At 47.1% G+C, this 19,686-nt stretch carries 18 protein-coding genes; 15 read left to right on the forward strand and 3 right to left on the reverse strand.

The genetic code is table 11. From position 1 onward, the window contains the following. The first annotated feature begins 194 nt into the window (after positions 1–194). Positions 195–1,937 carry an ABC transporter ATP-binding protein gene (locus VN379_RS00190; protein ID WP_325529603.1) on the forward strand — a complete coding sequence of 581 codons (1,743 nt, stop codon included), beginning with the start codon at positions 195–197 and terminating at the stop codon, positions 1,935–1,937. A 164-nt stretch (positions 1,938–2,101) separates the two neighbouring features. On the opposite strand, the gene VN379_RS00195 is transcribed toward VN379_RS00190, so the two are convergent. After that, entirely contained in the window at positions 2,102–2,515 is a 414-nt protein-coding gene (locus VN379_RS00195) for a hypothetical protein (protein ID WP_325529605.1), read from the reverse strand. Positions 2,516–2,692: 177 nt separating this feature from the next. Here VN379_RS00195 and VN379_RS00200 point away from each other — a divergent pair, with 177 nt between their 5' ends. The 10 genes from VN379_RS00200 to VN379_RS00245 all read left to right on the forward strand — a co-directional run bounded on the left by VN379_RS00200 (position 2,693) and on the right by VN379_RS00245 (position 13,495). After that, a complete protein-coding gene (locus tag VN379_RS00200; protein WP_325529607.1) occupies positions 2,693–3,304 on the forward strand; it encodes an ABC transporter ATP-binding protein in 612 nt (203 codons plus the stop codon). After that, positions 3,276–3,953, forward strand: coding sequence for a heme exporter protein CcmB (locus tag VN379_RS00205; RefSeq protein WP_325529609.1), 678 nt, complete (start codon positions 3,276–3,278; stop codon positions 3,951–3,953). Before VN379_RS00200 ends, VN379_RS00205 begins: the two co-directional genes overlap by 29 nt. Before the next feature lie 8 nt (positions 3,954–3,961). Beyond that, positions 3,962–4,621: a cytochrome c biogenesis protein gene (locus VN379_RS00210; RefSeq protein ID WP_325529610.1), complete on the forward strand. Its 660-nt coding sequence runs from the start codon at positions 3,962–3,964 to the stop codon at positions 4,619–4,621. Then, the gene (locus VN379_RS00215; RefSeq protein ID WP_325529612.1) at positions 4,618–4,989 is read left to right on the forward strand and encodes a cytochrome c maturation protein CcmE; all 372 of its coding nucleotides are present in this window, start codon (positions 4,618–4,620) and stop codon (positions 4,987–4,989) included. Before VN379_RS00210 ends, VN379_RS00215 begins: the two co-directional genes overlap by 4 nt. Next, on the forward strand, positions 4,986–7,196 hold the full coding sequence (ccsA, locus tag VN379_RS00220) for a cytochrome c biogenesis protein CcsA (RefSeq protein WP_325529614.1): 2,211 nt from the start codon (positions 4,986–4,988) through the stop codon (positions 7,194–7,196). The genes VN379_RS00215 and ccsA overlap by 4 nt, the downstream gene beginning before the upstream one ends. Positions 7,197–7,211: 15 nt before the next feature. Further along, positions 7,212–7,691 (forward strand): cytochrome c3 family protein, encoded by a 480-nt coding sequence (locus VN379_RS00225; protein ID WP_422663613.1) that lies wholly within the window; start codon positions 7,212–7,214, stop codon positions 7,689–7,691. Continuing rightward, positions 7,684–8,967 (forward strand): ammonia-forming cytochrome c nitrite reductase subunit c552, encoded by a 1,284-nt coding sequence (locus tag VN379_RS00230; protein ID WP_325529618.1) that lies wholly within the window; start codon positions 7,684–7,686, stop codon positions 8,965–8,967. Before VN379_RS00225 ends, VN379_RS00230 begins: the two co-directional genes overlap by 8 nt. A gap of 223 nt (positions 8,968–9,190) precedes the next feature. Beyond that, positions 9,191–9,664 (forward strand): cytochrome c3 family protein, encoded by a 474-nt coding sequence (locus tag VN379_RS00235; protein WP_325529620.1) that lies wholly within the window; start codon positions 9,191–9,193, stop codon positions 9,662–9,664. Continuing rightward, complete coding sequence (locus tag VN379_RS00240; RefSeq protein ID WP_325529622.1) at positions 9,657–10,940, forward strand: ammonia-forming cytochrome c nitrite reductase subunit c552; 1,284 nt, start codon at positions 9,657–9,659, stop codon at positions 10,938–10,940. Before VN379_RS00235 ends, VN379_RS00240 begins: the two co-directional genes overlap by 8 nt. Positions 10,941–11,269: 329 nt before the next feature. Beyond that, a complete protein-coding gene (locus tag VN379_RS00245) occupies positions 11,270–13,495 on the forward strand; it encodes an ATP-binding protein (protein ID WP_325529624.1) in 2,226 nt (741 codons plus the stop codon). Here the strand turns inward: VN379_RS00245 and VN379_RS00250 are convergent. Continuing rightward, positions 13,430–14,404, reverse strand: coding sequence for a cation diffusion facilitator family transporter (locus VN379_RS00250; RefSeq protein ID WP_325529626.1), 975 nt, complete (start codon positions 14,402–14,404; stop codon positions 13,430–13,432). The genes VN379_RS00245 and VN379_RS00250 overlap by 66 nt on opposite strands. A gap of 128 nt (positions 14,405–14,532) precedes the next feature. Continuing rightward, positions 14,533–14,766: a hypothetical protein gene (locus tag VN379_RS00255; RefSeq protein WP_325529628.1), complete on the reverse strand. Its 234-nt coding sequence runs from the start codon at positions 14,764–14,766 to the stop codon at positions 14,533–14,535. 241 nt (positions 14,767–15,007) lie between these two features. Here VN379_RS00255 and VN379_RS00260 point away from each other — a divergent pair, with 241 nt between their 5' ends. The 4 genes from VN379_RS00260 to VN379_RS00275 all read left to right on the forward strand — a co-directional run bounded on the left by VN379_RS00260 (position 15,008) and on the right by VN379_RS00275 (position 19,449). Further along, positions 15,008–15,355 (forward strand): hypothetical protein, encoded by a 348-nt coding sequence (locus tag VN379_RS00260; protein ID WP_325529630.1) that lies wholly within the window; start codon positions 15,008–15,010, stop codon positions 15,353–15,355. Between the two features lie 377 nt (positions 15,356–15,732). Next, complete coding sequence (locus VN379_RS00265) at positions 15,733–17,496, forward strand: methyl-accepting chemotaxis protein (protein WP_325529632.1); 1,764 nt, start codon at positions 15,733–15,735, stop codon at positions 17,494–17,496. A gap of 294 nt (positions 17,497–17,790) precedes the next feature. After that, positions 17,791–18,504 (forward strand): metallophosphoesterase, encoded by a 714-nt coding sequence (locus tag VN379_RS00270; protein WP_325529634.1) that lies wholly within the window; start codon positions 17,791–17,793, stop codon positions 18,502–18,504. An 87-nt stretch (positions 18,505–18,591) separates the two neighbouring features. Next, positions 18,592–19,449, forward strand: coding sequence for a transposase (locus VN379_RS00275; protein ID WP_325529636.1), 858 nt, complete (start codon positions 18,592–18,594; stop codon positions 19,447–19,449). The last annotated feature ends 237 nt before the right edge of the window (positions 19,450–19,686 follow it).

Below are 19,686 nucleotides of genomic sequence, written 5' to 3' on the forward strand. Positions count from 1 at the left end.
GTTAAAAGGAGCTATGCTAAAAACTAATTTTTAACAAAGCTCCTTTTATTAACTTGCATTACTATCATGTAAGACCTGGGTAAGACGATCATTATCTGTTCACTTCAGGTGAATTATGTCTAATTTGCAGGATTTTTATGTTCTATTTGGGAATGTATAAAGTAGGTAGCAACTTTAGATAACGGAGGCCCTTTATGTCGATCTTGTCAAAATTCATTCAATATTATAAGCCTTATCGCTGGCTGTTTTTTACCGATTTGGCCTGCGCCTCGGTGGTTTCCCTGGTGGATATCACCTTTCCCCAGATTCTTTACTTTCTAACCCATGGTGTTTTTACCCGGAGTGCGGCAGAGATTAAGCAGGTGCTGGGTCTTGTCGCTGTCGGCATGATTGCCCTGTATGGCATTCGTTATGCCTGTCAGTATTATATTACCACCTGGGGACATATTATGGGCGCGCGGATGGAAAGTGATATGCGTCAGGATCTGTTTGACCATTACCAGCGGCTGTCTTTTTCTTATTATGACCGCAACAATACCGGTGAGATGATGTCCAAGCTGGTGTCCGATTTATTTGATATTTCCGAGCTGGCGCATCATGGGCCGGAGAATGTTTTTATCTGTACCTTGAAGATTATCGGCTCTTTTGCCTTGCTGATGTTCCTTAATGTCAAAATGACCTTGATTCTCTTTGGGGTTACGTTGGTTATGATCTTCTTCAGCATTTATAAAAACAGAAAAATGAAAGCAGTTTTTATGGATAACCGGCTAAAGATTGCCGGGGTAAATTCGCGGGTTCAGGACAGTCTGTCCGGGATTCGGGTTGTAAAATCATTTGCTAACGAAGAGTTGGAACGGGAAAAATTCTGCAGCAGCAATCTGCAGTTTCTGGATTCGAAGGTGAACAGCTATCGCATTATGGGGAGTTTTCATGCCGGTAACGGTCTTTTTCAGGGATTATTGTATACAGCGGTGCTGGTCAGCGGCGGATTTTTTGTTGCCGACGGCACACTGCAGGTTGCCGATTTGGCTGTATATGCGCTGTATATCGGGATTTTTATGAATCCCGTTGATGTGTTGATCAATTTTACGGAGCAGTTTCAAAAAGGGTATTCGGGCTTTAAACGGTTTATGGAGGTCGTTGGCACAGCGCCGGAGATTTTAGAAAAACCGTCTGCTGTGCCGCTGACAGATATCAAAGGCCAGATCACTTTTCAGGATGTCTCCTTTCGGTACAATCAAAATAGCCAAGTGCTGGACGGTGTGAATATCAACATTGAGGCCGGTAAAACAGTGGCCCTGGTGGGACCTTCCGGCGGCGGTAAGACAACCCTTTGTTCCCTGTTGCCCCGCTTTTATGATGTAAGCGGGGGCGCTGTTCTGATCGACGGTACTGATGTGCGGGATGTTACGCTCAAGTCCCTCCGCAATGCTATCGGCATTGTCCAGCAGGATGTCTATATGTTTGCCGGCACAGTGCGGGACAATATCGCCTACGGCAAGCCGGCTGCCACCGATGAAGAGATTATTGCGGCAGCGAAAAACGCCAATATTCATGAGTTTATCATAGGCCTTGCCGACGGGTATGACAGTTATGTTGGGGAACGGGGCACCCGCCTTTCCGGAGGGCAAAAACAGCGGCTTGCCATCGCCCGTGTATTCCTGAAGAATCCACAAATCCTGATTCTGGATGAAGCCACCTCGGCGCTGGATAACGAAAGTGAACGGTATATTCAGGCCTCGCTGGAACGTCTTTCGAAAAACAGAACCACAATTGTGGTAGCTCACCGGCTCAGCACCATTCGCAACGCCGATGAGATCATTGTCATAAACCACAACGGCATTCAGGAGCGGGGAAATCATGGCGAGCTGTTGGCCCAAAACGGCCTGTATGCCAAATACTATCATATGCAGTTTGAAGGCTTGGATGATCTGTAATTCTGAAAAACACACTATTACCCACACATCCCCTGGGCTTAAGCGGTTAAAGACAGCGTCTAATGGTTAACCTGGAAGACGTAACCACCGTCCCCGTGTCTTGGGGCGAAAACCCGCGATTCTGCGGGTTTCTTTATTGTGCCGGTTTAAAGGGTAAGGATATTTTATTTGACTACAAAATCGAACAATAACTTAACGAGACCTACACCTATAACTGCTATGATACTATAGCGCCACCGATCCTTGGTGCCTTTAGCCTCAGATCTTGTTTTTGTCTCTGTCTGATTAATTTTTAATGCCCCAACATCGATTTTTATTTGGGTGATATCATCATTTAGTTTCGTCACCTTAATATCGAGGTTATCGATTCGCTTATCGATTCTTTGGTCTAAAGCGTCTATTTTATCACCTAATTTGAGAACTAGATTGTTTATAAGTTTTTCGTCGGGGCTAGACGGAATATTGACTGATCGATTCTGGTTTTTTATGGTAGCTTCAATCTTGTCTAATTTTTCAAGAATTGAAGCATCTACCGGTCCCCGCCGTACATAATCATCGTTTACCGCTATGGTATCCACCCCCTGTTCTGCTGCTCTACTATATAATACGCATGATTATGTGAAGGGTGCTTATTATCTTCCGGGGATGGTGGCAGGGGTGTTTTCTGTTTAATATGAAAATTTAGGCATATTATACTAATTATATTAAATTAATGGTATAATAGCGTAAATATTCCTGATACTGGAGTAGAATATATGTATATCAGCCTTAAGATAGATAATATCAGCAAAAGATTTGGTGAGCGGTTACTTTTTTCAAATATCAGTGCCGCAGTAGCTAGTGGCCAGTGTCTGGCAGTAACAGGAGATAACGGTTCTGGTAAGTCTACCTTGCTTAAAATCATTGCCGGGCTGGTCCGGCCAAGCACAGGCCGGATTAACCTGACTGTAGACAACAGCCCCGGCGAGCAAACCGCTTATACTGGTCTTATATCACCCGATATAGCGATGTATGCGGCGCTTACGGGAATCGAAAACATCATCTTCTGGACTAAGCTGCGCGGGAGGGCTTGTTCCAGTGCTGAGGCCGGGAATCTATGCTGCCAGGTGGGGATCGGCAGCGCTGGTTGTGACCTGGCAGCCACTTACTCCACAGGCATGCGGCAGCGGCTAAAACTGGCGGTGATTAAAGCGATTAATCCGCCGGTATGGCTGCTGGATGAACCCTCATCCAACCTGGATGCCGGTGGCAGAATCATGGTAAAAGAGCTGATTGCAGACGCAGTCAGACAGAATATTGCCATCATCCTAGCGACCAATGAGGGTGAGGAGGCTTTATATGGCAATAATAAAATTGAGCTTTCGTAGCTCGGTATGGGCTGTTCTGGCCAAAGATGCAGTATGTGAGATCAGAACCAGGTATGCTGCCGGCGCGCTGGTTATGTTTGCGTTAACAGCGCTATCGAGTGTCAGTATGGCAATGGCCGGAGCAGCTTTACCGCCTGAACTGGCTGCCGCGCTCCTGTGGGTTGTCCTGTTTTTCTGTGCGATGGCTGGCTTAGCCCGGGTTTTTGTCCAGGAACAGGAAGCAGGTACTTTGCTGGGGCTGCGGTTATATGCCTCTGGCCAGGCTGTCTTTTTCGGTAAAATGCTGTTTAATATGGCTCTTTTAAGCGGCTTGACCTGTCTGGTGGTGCCATTGTTTTCCATGTTCTTTGCTGTTGAGATCACGGAGTGGCTGCCGTTTGTTGCCGTACTGGTATTAGGCTGCGCCGGTATCGCGATTGTGTCCACCCTGACAGCCGCTATGGTCATGTATGCACAAGGCAAGCATGCTATCTTTACCGTACTTACTTTTCCGGTACTGCTGCCGCAGTTTTTAAGTGTAATCAGCGCGACCGCCCGGATATTATCAGGCGGTGTACCTGAATTTAGCGAGTGGGTGTTTATGGTAGGCTATGACGCTGCTGTTGTGGCTGCCGGCATACTCTTGTTTGACTACCTTTGGCAGGATTAGGAGGATGTATGAACCTTAGCATTGTCGCATTATTAATTGCAGGTTGGCTGGCGGGGGTGGTGGTTGCCGTGTTTTACCTGATACCGCCTGTGGCTGGATTGGGTTACCTGGCCCGGATTGCCTTTTTTCACATCCCTGTTGCCTGGGTGTCGGTACTGGCTTTTCTGGTGTCAGCTATTGCCGCCGGACAGTATCTTAGAACCCGCAGGCTCTGGTATGACTGTCTGAGTGCCTGTTCAGCCCGGTTGGGCCTGGTATTTTGCCTCCTGGCCACAGTGAGTGGGGCTGTTTTTGCCAAGTTGACCTGGGGGGCCTACTGGAATTGGGACCCGCGGCAGACGACCGTGTTTATTTTACTGCTGATTTATGGTGCCTATCTCGCACTGCGGCTAGCCCTTGAAGAGGAGGAACGGCGGGCGGCAGTAAGTGCTGTGTATGCGCTGTTATCCTTTTTGACTGTACCCTTTCTGATGTTTATTATCCCGCGCAGCTACTTTTCCCTACACCCGGAGCCTGTGCTGAACAGTGCCGGCCAGGTCGCTATGGAGCCGGTAATGCTATATGTACTGCTGGCTGCTGTGGGCGGGGTGACAGCGCTTTATGCCCTGCTTCTTACCCGTAGTGTTGTCAGAACCACGGCGCAGTCCGGAAAGGGGCTGCCACTATGAAAAAGTACCGTCTGATTTGTCTGGCTGTGATTGCCGGCTTTATTGCCTATAGCGTTTTTGTATTCCAGAGCTCAGTTACGCCCTATGTCACCTTTTCTCAGGCGAAAAGTGCCAAAAGTGCTGTCCAGGTCAAAGGAACGTTGGCTGCTCCCAGGATAACACTTACCGAAGGTGGCAGATCAACCCAGTTTATGCTGCGGGATGATGCCGGAGAAGAGGTGTCTGTGGTATACCGGGGCGCCAAGCCTGAGGGACTGGATGAGGCCACCGGTATTGTGGCTATTGGTAAATACAGCAATGGGCAATTTCTGGCAGACAAGCTGCTGGTTAAATGCCCGTCGAAATATCAGGGGAGTGTGAACAAATGATTGGCTATGGCGCAGTGGTGTTAGCGCTGATTGTTACCTTGGTTGCTGCTATCTGCTATTCAGCAGCGGCAAGCTCCAGGCAAACAGGCAGGCAGAGTTTGTCTGGCAATGCCCGGCTGCTGTATTGTTTGTCAGCCGGGTTGATTGGTGTGGCGGCTCTATTCCTGTTGTACTTACTCTTAGGCAACAGGTTTGACTATGCCTATGTTTTTAGTTACTCGTCGCAGGATTTACCGCTGGCCTATAAGGTCTCCGCTTTCTGGGCCGGACAGGAAGGGTCATTTATGCTCTGGCTGGTGTTTCATGGAGTTTTCGGCCTGATGCTTTTACGCAAACCAGGGGCACCAATACCGGTTATGGCCGTGTACAGCCTGATACAGGCAGTTCTGCTGGGACTGCTGCTTGTTAAGAGTCCATTCATGATGCTGGCTGAACCACGCCTGGATGGTGTTGGCCTCAATCCGTTGCTGCAAGACCCCTGGATGGTGATTCATCCGCCGGTTCTTTTTCTCGGCTATGCAGCACTGGCGGTACCATTTGCCTATGGACTGGGGGTGATGCTGACAGGACGTCACCAGGAATGGCTTGACGCGGCATCGGCCTGGACACTGTTGGCATTGTCAACCCTGGGTGCCGGGATGTTTATCGGCGGTTTCTGGGCCTATAAGGTATTAGGCTGGGGTGGCTACTGGGCCTGGGACCCGGTTGAGAATTCCTCCCTGGTTCCCTGGCTGGCTGCCGGGGCACTGGTCCATCTGTTAGTTATGGCCAAGGTGCGGGCCGGTGCTGTTAAACCGGCCTATGCCGGGGTGATCTGCAGCTTTATCCTGGTGCTTTATGGTACGTTTCTTACCCGCAGTGGTGTGTTAAGTGATTTTTCCACCCACTCGTTTGCAGATGAGGGCATGGGGGCCCTTTTGGGCCTGACGGTACTAGTGACTGCGTTTGCTGCTTTTGTGCTCTATATCATTAAATGGCCTGGCATGCCGTCCGGGGAGTTGTACTCCCGGCCGGCCAGCCGGGAATTTGTCCTGGCGTTTACGGCACTCATTCTGGGATTTTTGGGTGTGCTGGTGTTGGCCGGTATGTCTACGCCGCTTGTTACCATGGCCTTTGGCAGTCCCAAGAGTGTAAGCAGTGCCTTTTATAATAATGCCACCTTGCCGCTGGCGGCAGCCATCGGGGCTGCGCTTACCGCCGGGCCGCTGCTTAAGTGGGGTGGTGGCTCTTATGGCGGGATCAGGCAGTATTGGTGGCTTGGCTTGTTTTTGGCAGCCGGGCTGGCGGTTGCCGGCTGGCTTGGATTGCAGCAGCCGCTTTTTGTTGCTGTTCTGTGTCTGACGACAACGGCTGTAGCTGTTAATGCTTACGCAGCGTTTACCCGCATTATGTCCAGGTCAGCTGCCTGCAGCCATATTGGCGTGGCGGTCATGCTTGCCGGCATTATTGCCTCCGGTGCAGCCAGCCAGTCGGCAACGGTGGCTTTTGTCCAGGGCCAGCCGCAGAACGTATTTGGGCAGCAGGTCAGTTATACTGGAACAGAGGACGATCTGAGAGGAAAGGCAGTTTATAATGTCTTTCAGCTGGGGACTAATGAGGTTGTCCGGTCTGTAACAAAGCTCAATAAAGAGGGGATGCCGGCAGCCCGGGAGCCTGGCATTTACCGGGATATATTCTCAGATATATATATTACGCCTATTGTACAAGAAGAGGTCGTCGGGCCTGAGCTGACGCTGGTTAAAGGACTGCCGCTTTCCCAGGATGACGTAAGCCTGAATTTTATTAAATTTGCTATGGCTGGTATGGATGGAACCTCGGAAGTGCGCGTCCAGGCCATCATTGAGGTGACTGCCGGGGGACAGACTCAGCAGGTAAAACCTGAACTTACCAACAGAGAGGGACGGATTATTGGCTCGACAGTAACTGCTTTTGAGCGGTATCAGCTGCATATAACCGGCATTAGACCCGGCGAGGGCAAGGTTACAGTTGAGTTTATTGATAATAAGGCAGCGAAACTAGCCGCCGGGCCGGAGCAACTGACAGCAGAAGTCAGTAATAAACCGCTCATCAATCTGGTGTGGCTGGGTGCGGTTCTGATAACTGCCGGAACTGGCTGGGCCGGGGTGAAAAAACTGGCCGGCCACAGTCAATTATTACAAAGGGGTCAAAGTCCTGCTGTCAGGACTAATAGTAGAACCCGCTACTAATTTTATAGGGAGGGGATGCTTTTGGATACTGGTCAATACCTTAACCGTAACGCTTTGAAGATTGCGCTGGCAGTCTTGGCGTTTGCGGTGGTGGGCATGCTGGTTGGCGGTGCTGGATATGCGTATGCTGACAGCCCGCAGTTCTGTGGCTCGTGTCATTCAATGACCGAAAGCGCAGCCAGTTGGCAGGCGTCAAATCACAAGCAGTTTAGCTGTACTGACTGCCACCTGCCGCACCAGAATTTAGCAATCAAACTGATTGTTAAAGGCAAGACCGGTATGAATGACACCTATCATGAGGTACTGCGGGATTACCCTGCGACAATGGTAATATCTCCTGAAGGCAAGGCTATTGTGAATGATAACTGCCTGCGCTGTCACCAATCGTCGGTGGAAAATACCGCGATGGCAGCAGGCGGGCAGGACTGCCTGAAATGTCATCGCGGCCTGGTCCATGGCATGAGTAAAAGCAAAGGAGGGATAAAGGTTGAATAGACCGCAGAAATCCTTAATCGCCTTGCTCGCCGTATTCTTGCTGTTCTTTGGGTTTGTTGTCGTGCGCATTGGGGTTGCTAAACCTGCGGCTGCTGTTAAAGTGGCTAAGATTCCGGCAGGAGAGGTTGATCCGGCGGTGTGGGGGCAATATTATCCCCTGCAGTACGCGAGCTACAAGAAAACAGCAGAGGATCTGCCGTCACCGACAGGCTATGGCGGCAGTATCAAGATCCAAAAATCCGAGATGCAGCCAGAGATGACAATGCTGTTCAAAGGGATGCCGTTTGGCAAAGATTATGCCGAAGATCGTGGCCATGAGCATGCGCTGGAAGATCTTCGTGAGTCCAAACGGATTGGGCCGGCTAGTAAAGGGGCCTGCATAACCTGTAAGACGCCTTATATTGAACAGGCCTACAAAGAAATGGGCTGGGATTATGCTAACAAGCCACTAACCGAGATGCTGGATAAATCAAAGCATGCAGTGGCCTGTGCCAATTGTCATGATCCGGCAACCATGAACCTGCGGGTCATTAACCCTGCGTTCATTGAAGCTCAGGCTAAGCGTGGCATCGATGTGACTAAGGCCTCACGGGAAGATATGCGCAGCTTTGTCTGTGCCCAGTGTCATTCTGAGTATTACTTTGAACCAGGGACAACAAAGGTTGTATTCCCATGGGAGAAGGGCCTCAAACCGGCTGATATGTACGCTTACTATAGCGAAAAACCAAGCGGGTTTGTGCAGGACTGGCAGCACCCTGATTCCAAAGCCCCGATGCTTAAGGCCCAGCACCCTGATTATGAGTTATTCTCAACAGGTGTTCATGGGAAATCAGGGGTTTCCTGTGCCGATTGCCATATGCCCTATACCCGGAAAGACGGGCAAAAGTATACCTCACACTGGGTGACAAGCCCGCTAAAAACACTGGATGCCTCTTGCTCGTCCTGTCATGATCAGGGTTCAGCCTGGCTGCAGGAACGGGTAAAGACCATCCAGGATCAGACGTTTGAATTACAGCACATGGCAGGACAAAATATTGCCAGGGCCCATGCGGCGATTCAGAACGCCGCCGCCCAGCCTGATGCTGACGAATCCAACCTCGCCCAGGCACGCGAGCATGTGCGCAAGGCGCAATGGTATTGGGATCTCCTCGCTGCCGAAAACAGCATGGGCTTCCATAACCCGTCCCAGGCGCTCAATACGCTGGGGCAAGCCAACGAACTTGCCCATCAGGCCATTGACGCCGCCAACAGGGCCGCTGGAATAAAACAGTTTTAGCATAAAAGAGAAAGCCGTTTTACCGGCTTTCTCTTTTATACGATAGAGGCTAATTTTTGAGGGTTACCTGCCGGTAGCCCTTTTCTTGTTTTCAGTAATAGGAGGGAGCAATCATTTTCTGTTGAGGCTATCAAGTCCAGTGTATAAACAATGCCAGGAGTGGAAATCTATAAAGCAAATAAGTAGTGAGGACCGGTAGTCATTGACTGGGGAGGTTAATCTGTTGGGGTGGAGAAATTACCTGGAAAAAAACAGTATTAAGCTGATGCTGCTTGGTGCTCTGGCCGCCGTTGTTGGTTTGTCCATCGCCGGCGGGGGGATCGCGTATGCGGATAAAACCTCGTTTTGCAGCAGCTGTCATTCAATGCAGCATGTTGCAGCCACATGGCAGGTGTCTAACCACCGCCAATTTACCTGTGGTGACTGCCATTTACCCCAGGAAAATATTGTAGAAAAAATGCTTGTCAAAAACCAAACCGGCATCCATGATACATATCATGAATTTTTACGTGATTATCCTGACACAATCCGGATCAGTGCCAAAGGCAGAGCCATTGTCGAACGCAACTGCCTGCGTTGCCATGCCTATACAGTGGCCAATACCGCCATGGCAGCAGGTGGACAATCCTGTACGAAATGCCATAAGGGTATGATTCACAACCAACTTGTTATTAAGGAGGGGGTTCGCGTTGAATAGGACACAAAAACTGCTGATTGCGTTTTTAGCGCTTATTTTTTTATTTACCGGGGCCGTGCTCTGCCGGGTGTGGGTTTTTAAACCACAGTCGACAATTAAACTTGTTAAAATTCCTGTTGGTGAATATGATACCGAGACATGGGGGAAGAATTATCCGTTAGAGTATGCCAGCTATAAAAAGAATCTGGAAACAGCGCCGTCCCCGACCGGTTATGGCGGCGGTGTTAAAGTGCAAAAAGCCGAGATGCAGCCAGAGCTGTACACTAACTTTAAGGGTAATCCGTTTAGTAAAGACTATACTGAAGACCGGGGCCACCCCTATGCCCTGGAGGATTTGCGGGAGTCCAAGCGGATTGCCCCTGCTGCCAAGGGGGCTTGTATTACCTGTAAAACCCCTTACGTAGAACAGTTTTATAAAGAGATGGGCTGGGGTTATGCCAATAAGCCGCTTACCGAATTAATGGATAAGGCTAAGCATCCTGTTACCTGTGCGAACTGCCACGATCCGGAAACAATGGGCCTGCGGGTCATTAATCCGGCCTTCACGGAAGCCATGCAGAAGCGGGGGATTGATCTCAGTAAAGCCAGCCGGGAGGAAATGCGCAGCTATGTTTGCGCGCAATGCCACTCTGAGTACTATTTTGAGCCAGGTACGGCTAAGGTTATCTTCCCCTGGGATAAAGGGCTGACACCCCAGCAGATGTATGAACACTATTCCACTAAGCCGAACGGGTTTGCCCAGGATTTTATCCACCCGGACTCGCAGGTGCCTGTACTCAAAGCACAGCACCCGGACTATGAAGAATGGCAAAACGGTGTTCACGGCCAGTTTGGCGTTTCCTGTGCCGACTGTCACATGCCATATATGCGCAGCAATGGTCAGAAATACACCTCGCATTGGGTAACCAGTCCGCTCAAGACGCTGGATGAATCCTGCTCTCCTTGCCATTCTCAGGGCAAAGAGCTGTTATTTAGCCAGGTAAAGGCCTTTCAGGATAACGTATGGCAGCTTCAGCATACCGCAGGGCTCCAGAATGCCAGGGCGCATGAAGCCATCAAAAAGGCCGGTGCCAGCAGTGCCGCCAATCAGGCTGAGTTGACCAATGCCCGCGAACTGCTGCGTCGTGCCCAGTGGTATTGGGATTATGTTGCCGCGGCCAACAGTATGGGTTTCCACAATCCTGTACAGGAGCTTAACACCCTGGGACAGGCGATTGATTTAGCCCATCAGGCCATTGATGCCGCCAATAAAGCGGCTGGCACCAATACCTTATAAGGAACAAATGCCCCTGCCGGATTCTGTGAATTCAGCAGGGGCTTATTCTCTTTACCGCCCTATGGCAGACAATCACGGTTATTTAGTGATAACACAGTTTCGGACTACATCTTTTCCGGTTGATCTGGAGGGCTGCATGGTTACAACATGCCGGCCCTTTTCTTACATTTCCAGCCAATTTTCTTAAGTTATAAGAAAAAATACCAGATCTGATGCATTTGTATAGATAAATTAAAAGGATGCTGTAAGAATATGGCGAAATTATTTTATAAATATCTGGAAAGAAGATGGATAACACCAATTATAAAATTTGATAGGAGATATAATGAATGATTCCAGCATCTGTGGCTCAACGGACATATCTTCTCACGACAATTATGTTTACTGTGCTTATGCTCTTTTTTGTCTACCGGAATGCTGAAATGATGAAAGAACAGATGTTTCAGCAAAAAGAGCGCGAATTATTAATGATTGCTTCTTTTTTGGATCAGCAGATACCACAGGCTGTAGAGGATATGCTAAAAGATGCGGTAATACGAAAGTTGTCGCATCAGGAGAAGGTAGGCTTACTGAATCCTCAGCTTCAGGCAGTTTTGGCAAAAGTAGGCCAGGAATATCAGAACTGCGGCCTGGGATATGGCATCAATGAGGAGCGGCTTGCCGTTTATCCGCCAAGGCCGGAGATCCTGACCCGGCCTTTTGCCGATGCCGGTCTGACTGCCATTGAGCAAGCCTATGCAACCAAGAAAATAGTGATATTCACAAATAACAAAAATACCCTCTGGAATTGCCCGACCCTTAGTGTATTATATCCTCATATTGTCGATGGTGAAGTTGCTTGGTTTACCTGGACAAATGCTAAATTAGAATATCTTAATGGCACATTTATGGCTGCTGTCTGGCAATCATGTGTCACTTTCTTTCTATTATGGGTTGGTGCCATGCTGATTTTGCGCTATACCTTTCGCCAGTTTGAAACCTCGCTGAGTAATATGGCTGCACAGGTTGTATCTAAAGATGACAGTTCTGAGCAACTGCAGCGGTTTCCTGAGTTAGAGCCGCTGCTTACGGCCATTATCTCTTTGCGAAAAGGGATGGAAGAAGAGTGTATTGCCAAGACACACCTGAACCAGGAGCTTTTGGTGTTAAATCAGCGGCAGCGGATATTTAAAATCTTCTTCACCAGGAATCTTGCCCCGATGGCTATCGTCCGGCAGACAGATCTTATGATCGTTGATGTTAACTATGCCGCTGAGATGCTTATGCAGTCTAACCGGAATGATATTACCGGGCGCAGCGCGCATGATTTAAATTTGGGCAATGCAGAATCGCCGAGCATAATCGCACGTCTGAAAGAATTGGCGGTAAACGGGTATACTACCGGCTTTGTGGAATTTAAAACCATTGCGGGTGAGAATCGTTATGGCATAATTTCCGTCATCAAGACTGATTACTGTGAAGAAGAGCAGTATTTAATCACCCTAATTGACATAACAAGACAGCGCTTTAGTGAAGAACGGTTTTTAAAAGCCTTCCATTCCAATCCTCTGATGATGTGTATTGTTTCGATGAAAGATTGGAGACTTGTTGATGTAAATCAGGCGTATTTGACTGTCATTGATCGTACCTATGAGGAGGTAGTGGGTAAAACCTCCTCGCAAATCGCTTTATGGAAAGACGAAAGCTGTTTACAACAACTACACACCGAATTACTCAGGGCGCAGGGCAAATACCAGAACTTTGAGATTGATATCGTCACAAGCAACAAAGAAGTCAGGACCGTACTGTTTTCCAGTGATGTAATTTTTTGGAAGGATGAGCATTGCTTACTTGGTATGTTTACCGATATTACTGATATAAAACGCTATAAATATGAAATGGCCCGCCTTGATCGTCTTGATATGGTGGGCGAAATGGCTGCCGGGATAGGCCACGAAGTACGAAACCCGATGACAACAGTACGCGGTTATCTCCAGCTATTTCAACGAAAAGCAGAGCTGGCTAAATATCATTCGCAAATAGATACCATGATTGAAGAACTTGACCGTGCCAATGCGATTATTACCGAGTTTTTGTCGTTGGCCAAAAATAAGAAGATCGAGACCCGGCGCGCAAACATTAATGATGTCATCCATGCGCTTGCTCCACTGCTGGAAGCCGATGCCTTGCGCAGAGGACATGATTTGCATGTAACCCTGGCTGACTTGCCGGAGTTTGATTTTGATGAGAATGAAATCAGGCAGCTCATCCTGAATTTAGTGCGAAATGGCCTTGAAGCTATGGCAACAAGCGGCCTTGTAACAATCAATACTGCTTTTAACGGGGCAGAGATCGAACTTAAAATCACCGATCAAGGTTGTGGCGTTCCGCCAGAGATTCTCGAAAAAATAGGTACACCCTTTATGACAACAAAGGACGAAGGAACCGGACTGGGGTTGCCTGTCTGCTTTCGTATCGCTGAACGGCATGACGCCGGGATTTATGTCGATTCAACCCCCACCGGTACTGCTTTCAGGATTACCTTTTCCGTGGCCGGTGCTGTCGAACCGGCCTAATGGCAGACATGCTTCATGATTAAAGTTTGCTGTTTCAAGCTGTATTGTTGTATGGTTAATCTGAAATCTGTCTCTAATTAGGCCAATTGCCTCTTGCAAGATAGCCTGTGGATCTTTATTTCCCTCAATTAAAAGATGGCAGGTCATGGAGTCGAGACCGGAGGTTATTGTCCAGATGTGTAAGTCATGGACATCCCGGACTCCATCAATAGTATGAAGGGACGCTTTCACTTCTTCCCAGTTGATCGTAGGTGGCGTTCCTTCGAGGAGTATGTTTACCGATTCATCGATCACAACCCAGGCGCTTCGTAGAATTAGGAGGGCAACAATTACGCTAATAATAGGGTCTGCCGTATACCAGGAGAAAAAATACATTAGCAACCCTGCTATAATCGCTCCCACAGAGCCTAGTGCGTCACCAAGAATATGAAGATAAGCACTGCGGAGATTAATACTTTTTTCCATATTTCCGCCCTTGGTCAGTGCCCCGGCACTCAACAGGTTTGCGAGCAGGCCGATCCCTGCAATCCCTATCATGTATACACTATTTACCACCGGCGGTTGGGAAAAACGCTCATAGGCCTCCCACACAATAAAACCGGCGATAACAAATAAAGTCAGGCCATTAAAAAAAGCAGCCAGAATCTCAAACCGGTAAAACCCATACGTTTTTTTGGGTGATGATGGTCTAAGTGCCAAAACAGTTGCAAATAAGCTTAACCCCAGGGAGGTAGTGTCACTGAGCATGTGGCCGGCGTCAGAGAGCAGGGCAAGACTGTTTGTAAACAATCCTCCGAAAAATTCGAGAACCATAATACCTGCGGTAATGATCAGCGATATGGTGAGTGCGGAGCGACTGTTGTTTCCATGAGCACGACCCTCATGGCTGTGATCTTGATGATGCCCCATGGTAGTTCCTCCTTGTAATCTGTAAGCGTAATATTTCCTAATCAAAAAATCCGCCGTTTCCGTAGTCATCGGCATAACGGCGGATTTTTTGTTTCTTTATGCTGCAATCAGGTTAGTTTGTGATGTCATTAAAGCTGGTTACCTGCTGCGATTTTGTACTCAGGTTGCCGGCCAGGGCGGCATTTGGTTTGCGTAGTATCGGCAATGCCCTGGATCACTTCGGTTGCCCGGTGTATGGCAGTTTGGCCTTTTTCCGCCGCTGTACCGATGGCTTGCGCATTCTGGTTTAATACCTGCATTTCCTGGGTAACGGCACCGGACAGCTCACTGAGTTCGGCTGTCCGGCTGGCGGCATTTTGCATTATACGCCCTGTCTCTTCCGCACCTTTGGCGGGTAATTATAATATAATACTTCTATGATTGGCAGCGATTTCCTGCCACAAATCTGCTAATTTGGGCACGTGATTTAAACATAAAGAGCGGATGATGATCCGGAGTTTTTTGACTCAAGAGAACCGTCCCCTGAGTCTGATGGCAACAATCATAGACTCAACCCACAACACATATGTTGTAGAGATGTAGATTGAATTAATGGAGTGGGATATGGTGGAGCAGTTTAAATTAGTTCCGGAAGAATCCATATTTTTTGATTTAACGCCGGAAGAATCTGCTTTACTTTTTTATGTTCTGGGTCTGGCTGCTTCGCAATCACTATCCATTGATGAACTTAATCTTCTGGCAAACGGACTGTTTGAAACAGCTCAGGTAATGTTTGTCATTGCTTCCCACCGGTCGTTAATTAATGACGTCATCCAGGAACAGGAGGATAAGCAAGCCGCTGCAAAAGCGAAAGAAGAACAACAGTCTGCCGAAAAATTGCAGGTAGAGGTAAAAAAACTACAAGACCAGATTAACAACTTGCAAAAACAAATTGACTTATTAAATAAATAGACAGTCTCGATAGACGATAAGGACGTTTTTACCTGTCACAAAATGATGATGACAAGTAAGAACGTCTCTATTTTTAAGGCGGCAGTTAGCCATTTGCCAGTTTGTGCATGTGCCAATGACCGAAGCGAATGTTAAATGAGGAATTGTTAGATGATAGGACTTTTGACTGATTTAACAATTATTAGTGAACATGTAAAATAACAATAGAATGATTTTTCTTATTATTTCCACTTTTGCGCTTTTTCTTATGGGATGAGCTGATATTCGGGAAAAGCGGTCTTCTGTAAAAGAGGGGGTAATGTACAAGAGATATTGTTAAAAAATAATTGAGGAGGTAATTATGAATATTAAGAAGAAGCTAACTTTGTCGCTATTAATTGCCAGTTCCCAATGTTCGTTCTCTTGACGCCGCAACGATCAAGACACTTATAGTTGATGCTTCGAAGGTGTATACTGATCTTTCTCCGATTGTCGTTACCGGTGGTAATGGAACGCAAATAGCCAGAAGCGATAATGCTATGCTAACAAATGTGTCAGATCGCAATTTTTTTAAATTAGCAATGAAGGGGCAAGAAGAGGTTGTATCTGAAGTCCTTGTGAGCAAAGATAATGGACACCTTATCTCTGTTCTTGCTGCGCCGGTAAAAGGCAGTAACGGTAATGTAACCGGTGTAATACAGGGAACGATTGAGCTTTCTACATTAAATGAATTTGTTAAGGGTTTGTCAAAAGATAATATTACTGTTTATATCCTGGACAGAGAGGGTAAATTACTTGCTCACCCAACGAAGAATCTTCAAAAACCGGAAGAACGTATTGATCTTACGAATTTCGATTTTGTAAAACGTGGTTTATCAGGCGGCAGCGGCGCTGAGGAATTGACTATGGACAACAAGAAGATGCTGGTAAGCTATATGGAAAATCAAAAATCAGGCTGGCTAATCTGTACAGAGATTCCCTATAGTGATGCAATTGCCCAAAGTGTAAAAGAGGCAATGTATATTTCTTTTATCGGTATTTTTTTAATTTTGATAACTGGTGGGATTGCTTTTGTCCTGGCCGGTATCGCGATTAAACCAATTAGTGCACTTGTATCTGCTGCTAAAAGTATTGCTGAAGGGAATTTAGCCATAAAAAAAATAGAACTAAAATCTAAGGATGAATTAGGGTTGTTGGCGGAGGCCTTTAACAGCATGGTTAGTAACCTAACAGAACTCATTCGTAAAATCCAGGGGAACGCCGGACTGCTAGCTACCTCCGCCGAACATCTTACTGCTAACTCAGAGCAATCGACTCAGGCAGCTAACCATATTGCTTTGTCGATTACTGCAGTGGCTGCAGGGGCCACCGCACAAATGGAAGTGGCTAACGATACATCAGCCATAATGGAGCAATTGTCGGGGGGAATTCAACAAATAGCCGCAGATGCCAATCAGGTCGTTGAGCAATCAGCCCAGGCTGCCGATCAAGCTAAGATTGGCGATAAAGAGGTCGAAAAAGCAGTTATCCAGATGAATCAGATCGAAGAAACCGTTAACACCTCTGCCCAGGTAGTCGTTAAGCTAGGTGAGCGCTCAAAAGAAATCGGTCAAATTGTGGACACCATATCCGGAATTGCCGGGCAGACTAACCTGCTGGCGTTAAATGCTGCGATTGAAGCGGCCCGAGCCGGCGAACAGGGCCGGGGTTTTGCAGTGGTGGCAGAAGAGGTGCGAAAACTGGCAGAGCAGTCTCAGGAAGCGGCTAAGAAGATTGCCGAACTAATCGGAGAGAGCCAGGGGGAAACAGACAAAGCTGTAGCTGCTATGCACGAGGGTACACAGGAAGTACAGCGCGGGACTGCGGTGGTCAATGGTGCCGGAGTTGCGTTTAAGGAAATTATGGCGGTGGTGACCCAGGTATCTAATCAGGTAAAAGAAATATCCTCAGCCATCCAGCAAATGGCTTCCAGTAGTCAACAGACCGTTGTTTCAGTTAAGAAGATCGACGATTTTAGCAAAAAATCGGCAGGAGAATCCCAGGGTGTTTCGGCTGCTATAGAAGAACAACTGGCTTCCATGCAAGAAATCGCAACATCCAGTCAGGCGCTGGCCCAGCTATCTCAGGATTTGCAGCTGGCGGTGGCTAAATTTCGTGTGTAACAGGGACAAGCTGAGTTTGTAAGAATAGATTTAGGGTACAGCAAGGTTACGGCTATGGGTAATTAGCATAGTCTGGCTGGATGCCATCACTAATAGCAACATCAAAATCCTGCAATCTATTAAAATGTTGCAGGATTTTAATGTTTTTTTTGGAATGTATTGGGTATAGTGACTGCAGTCACAAGAAAAGGTAATTGGCTCGTATTATCTGTAGAAAGCGAATAGATTAGTGAGTTTGAGGATGGTATAAAGTAACCTGGATCAACAGAGATAAAAATGAGAGAAGGGGACTAAATGCGGACCGTTGATCGTATCCTAGCTACTTCAGACCTGCATGGCCAGAACAAAAGATTTCTAAACCTATTGGGAAAAAGCGAATACGAACCAGATAAAGACCTGCTTGTGGTATGTGGGGATCTGATAGACCGGGGTGGGGAAAACCTGGATTGCCTTGCAACTTGTATAAATTTGCAGAAGCAAGGTGCTATACTTCTTAAAGGAAATCATGAACAGTTCTTAGAGAGCAGCCTGGTTGAAATGATCGAAACCGACACCTGGCGCACCAGGCCGTCTGAGGGCTTGTATAACTGGGTTAAGCATAACGGCGGCGCGGCAATGTACGAGGAAATTAAGGATTTGTCACTTGGCCGGCTAGCAGAGATTCTGAAGTTTGTCCGTAGTCTGTCGCTTTATTTCACTATTAATAATTTCATCTTTAGCCATGCGGGGGCGAATGTAGCAAAGCCTATTGAGGCTAATACCGAGAATGAACTGGTATGGATGGATGAAGACTTTCCCTTTTGTCCGGCCTATACCGGCAAAGTTATCGTTTTCGGCCATATTCCAACCTGGCTATTATATGATTATGATAAAGCGAAAATAAGGAAATCAGCCAGGATATGGTATGATCTCGACTATCAAGACAAGATCTGTCTGGATTGCGGTGGTGTATTTGGCGGACGGTTGGCAGCAATAGAACTACCAAGCTACCGCGAATTCTATGATTAAAGCTGGGGTCAGGCTTGAGTTATATAAAAATTGACTTAATGGTTGATATGATAATCTGATCTAAAGAAAGATTGGCTGGTGAGAAGGGTGGCAAGAAAACCAAGGGTACACTACGAAGATGCAATCTATCACGTAATAGCCAGAGGTAATAATAGGACACATATATTCGAAACAGATGAAGAAAAAGGTAAATATCTAGAGTTCCTGGCAGGCTACAAAAAGCGATATGGCTTCCAATTGTTTGCTTATGTGATTATGGACAATCATGTCCACTTACTGCTTCAAGTAAGGAAAGAACCATTGGCAAAAATAATGCAAGGCATTCAACAGAGATATACTCAGTATTACAATTGGCACCATAAACACAGCGGACATGTATTTGAACAACGTTATAAGGCCTTTTTATGTGAGAAAGAGAGTTATCTAATGACCCTTATATGCTATATTCATCAAAATCCAGTACGAGCAAACATCCTTGAGGGAATCAACTATAGGTGGAGCAGTCATCAATCTTATATTAATAGAGTACCGGGGTTAGTAAATCTAGAATTTATATTGGATACATTGAGTACTAATCCTAATGAGGCAATGGGGCAATACCTCAAATTAGTAGGGGCTGTTGTTGATGTGCCTGAATATAACAGTGAAAGTGAACAAGGAACAGGGGCTCAGCAAACCCTCAAAGAAGAAAAGGAAAAAAGGTGGACAGAGCTAACGTGGGAGCAGCTAGTAGAGTGGATTACTGTAGAAGAAGAAGTAGATCGAGAGCAGTTAGTCGGGAAGTGCCGGATACGGCAGGTCGTAGCAGCTAGAAAACGACTGATTTATGAAACGATAGAGAGAAAGCTAATGACAAGGACGCAGTTAGCCAAAGTATTACAGATTGATCCGGCCAATATTACAAGAATTTGTCATGAGTTAATTGATAGTCAAAGAATTAAATAAAATAAGTCAATTTTGTAATAACTCAAGCCTGACCCCTCGAACCTCAGCAGTCAACAGACGGTGCTGTCTGTGAAAAAGATTGATGAGTTCAGCAAAAAATCAGCTGGTGAGTCCCAGGGGGTTTCGGCAGTCGGCGGTGGCCAAATTCCACGTATAATCAGTTTAACCGCAATACAACAGGGGCTGTCTCAATGTTATTTGGGATAGCCCCTGTTGTATTGCGGTTCATCTTTATAT

Origin of the sequence: Sporomusa sp. (assembly GCF_035561255.1) — a bacterium.
In the GTDB taxonomy this organism is placed as follows: domain Bacteria; phylum Bacillota; class Negativicutes; order Sporomusales; family Sporomusaceae; genus Sporomusa.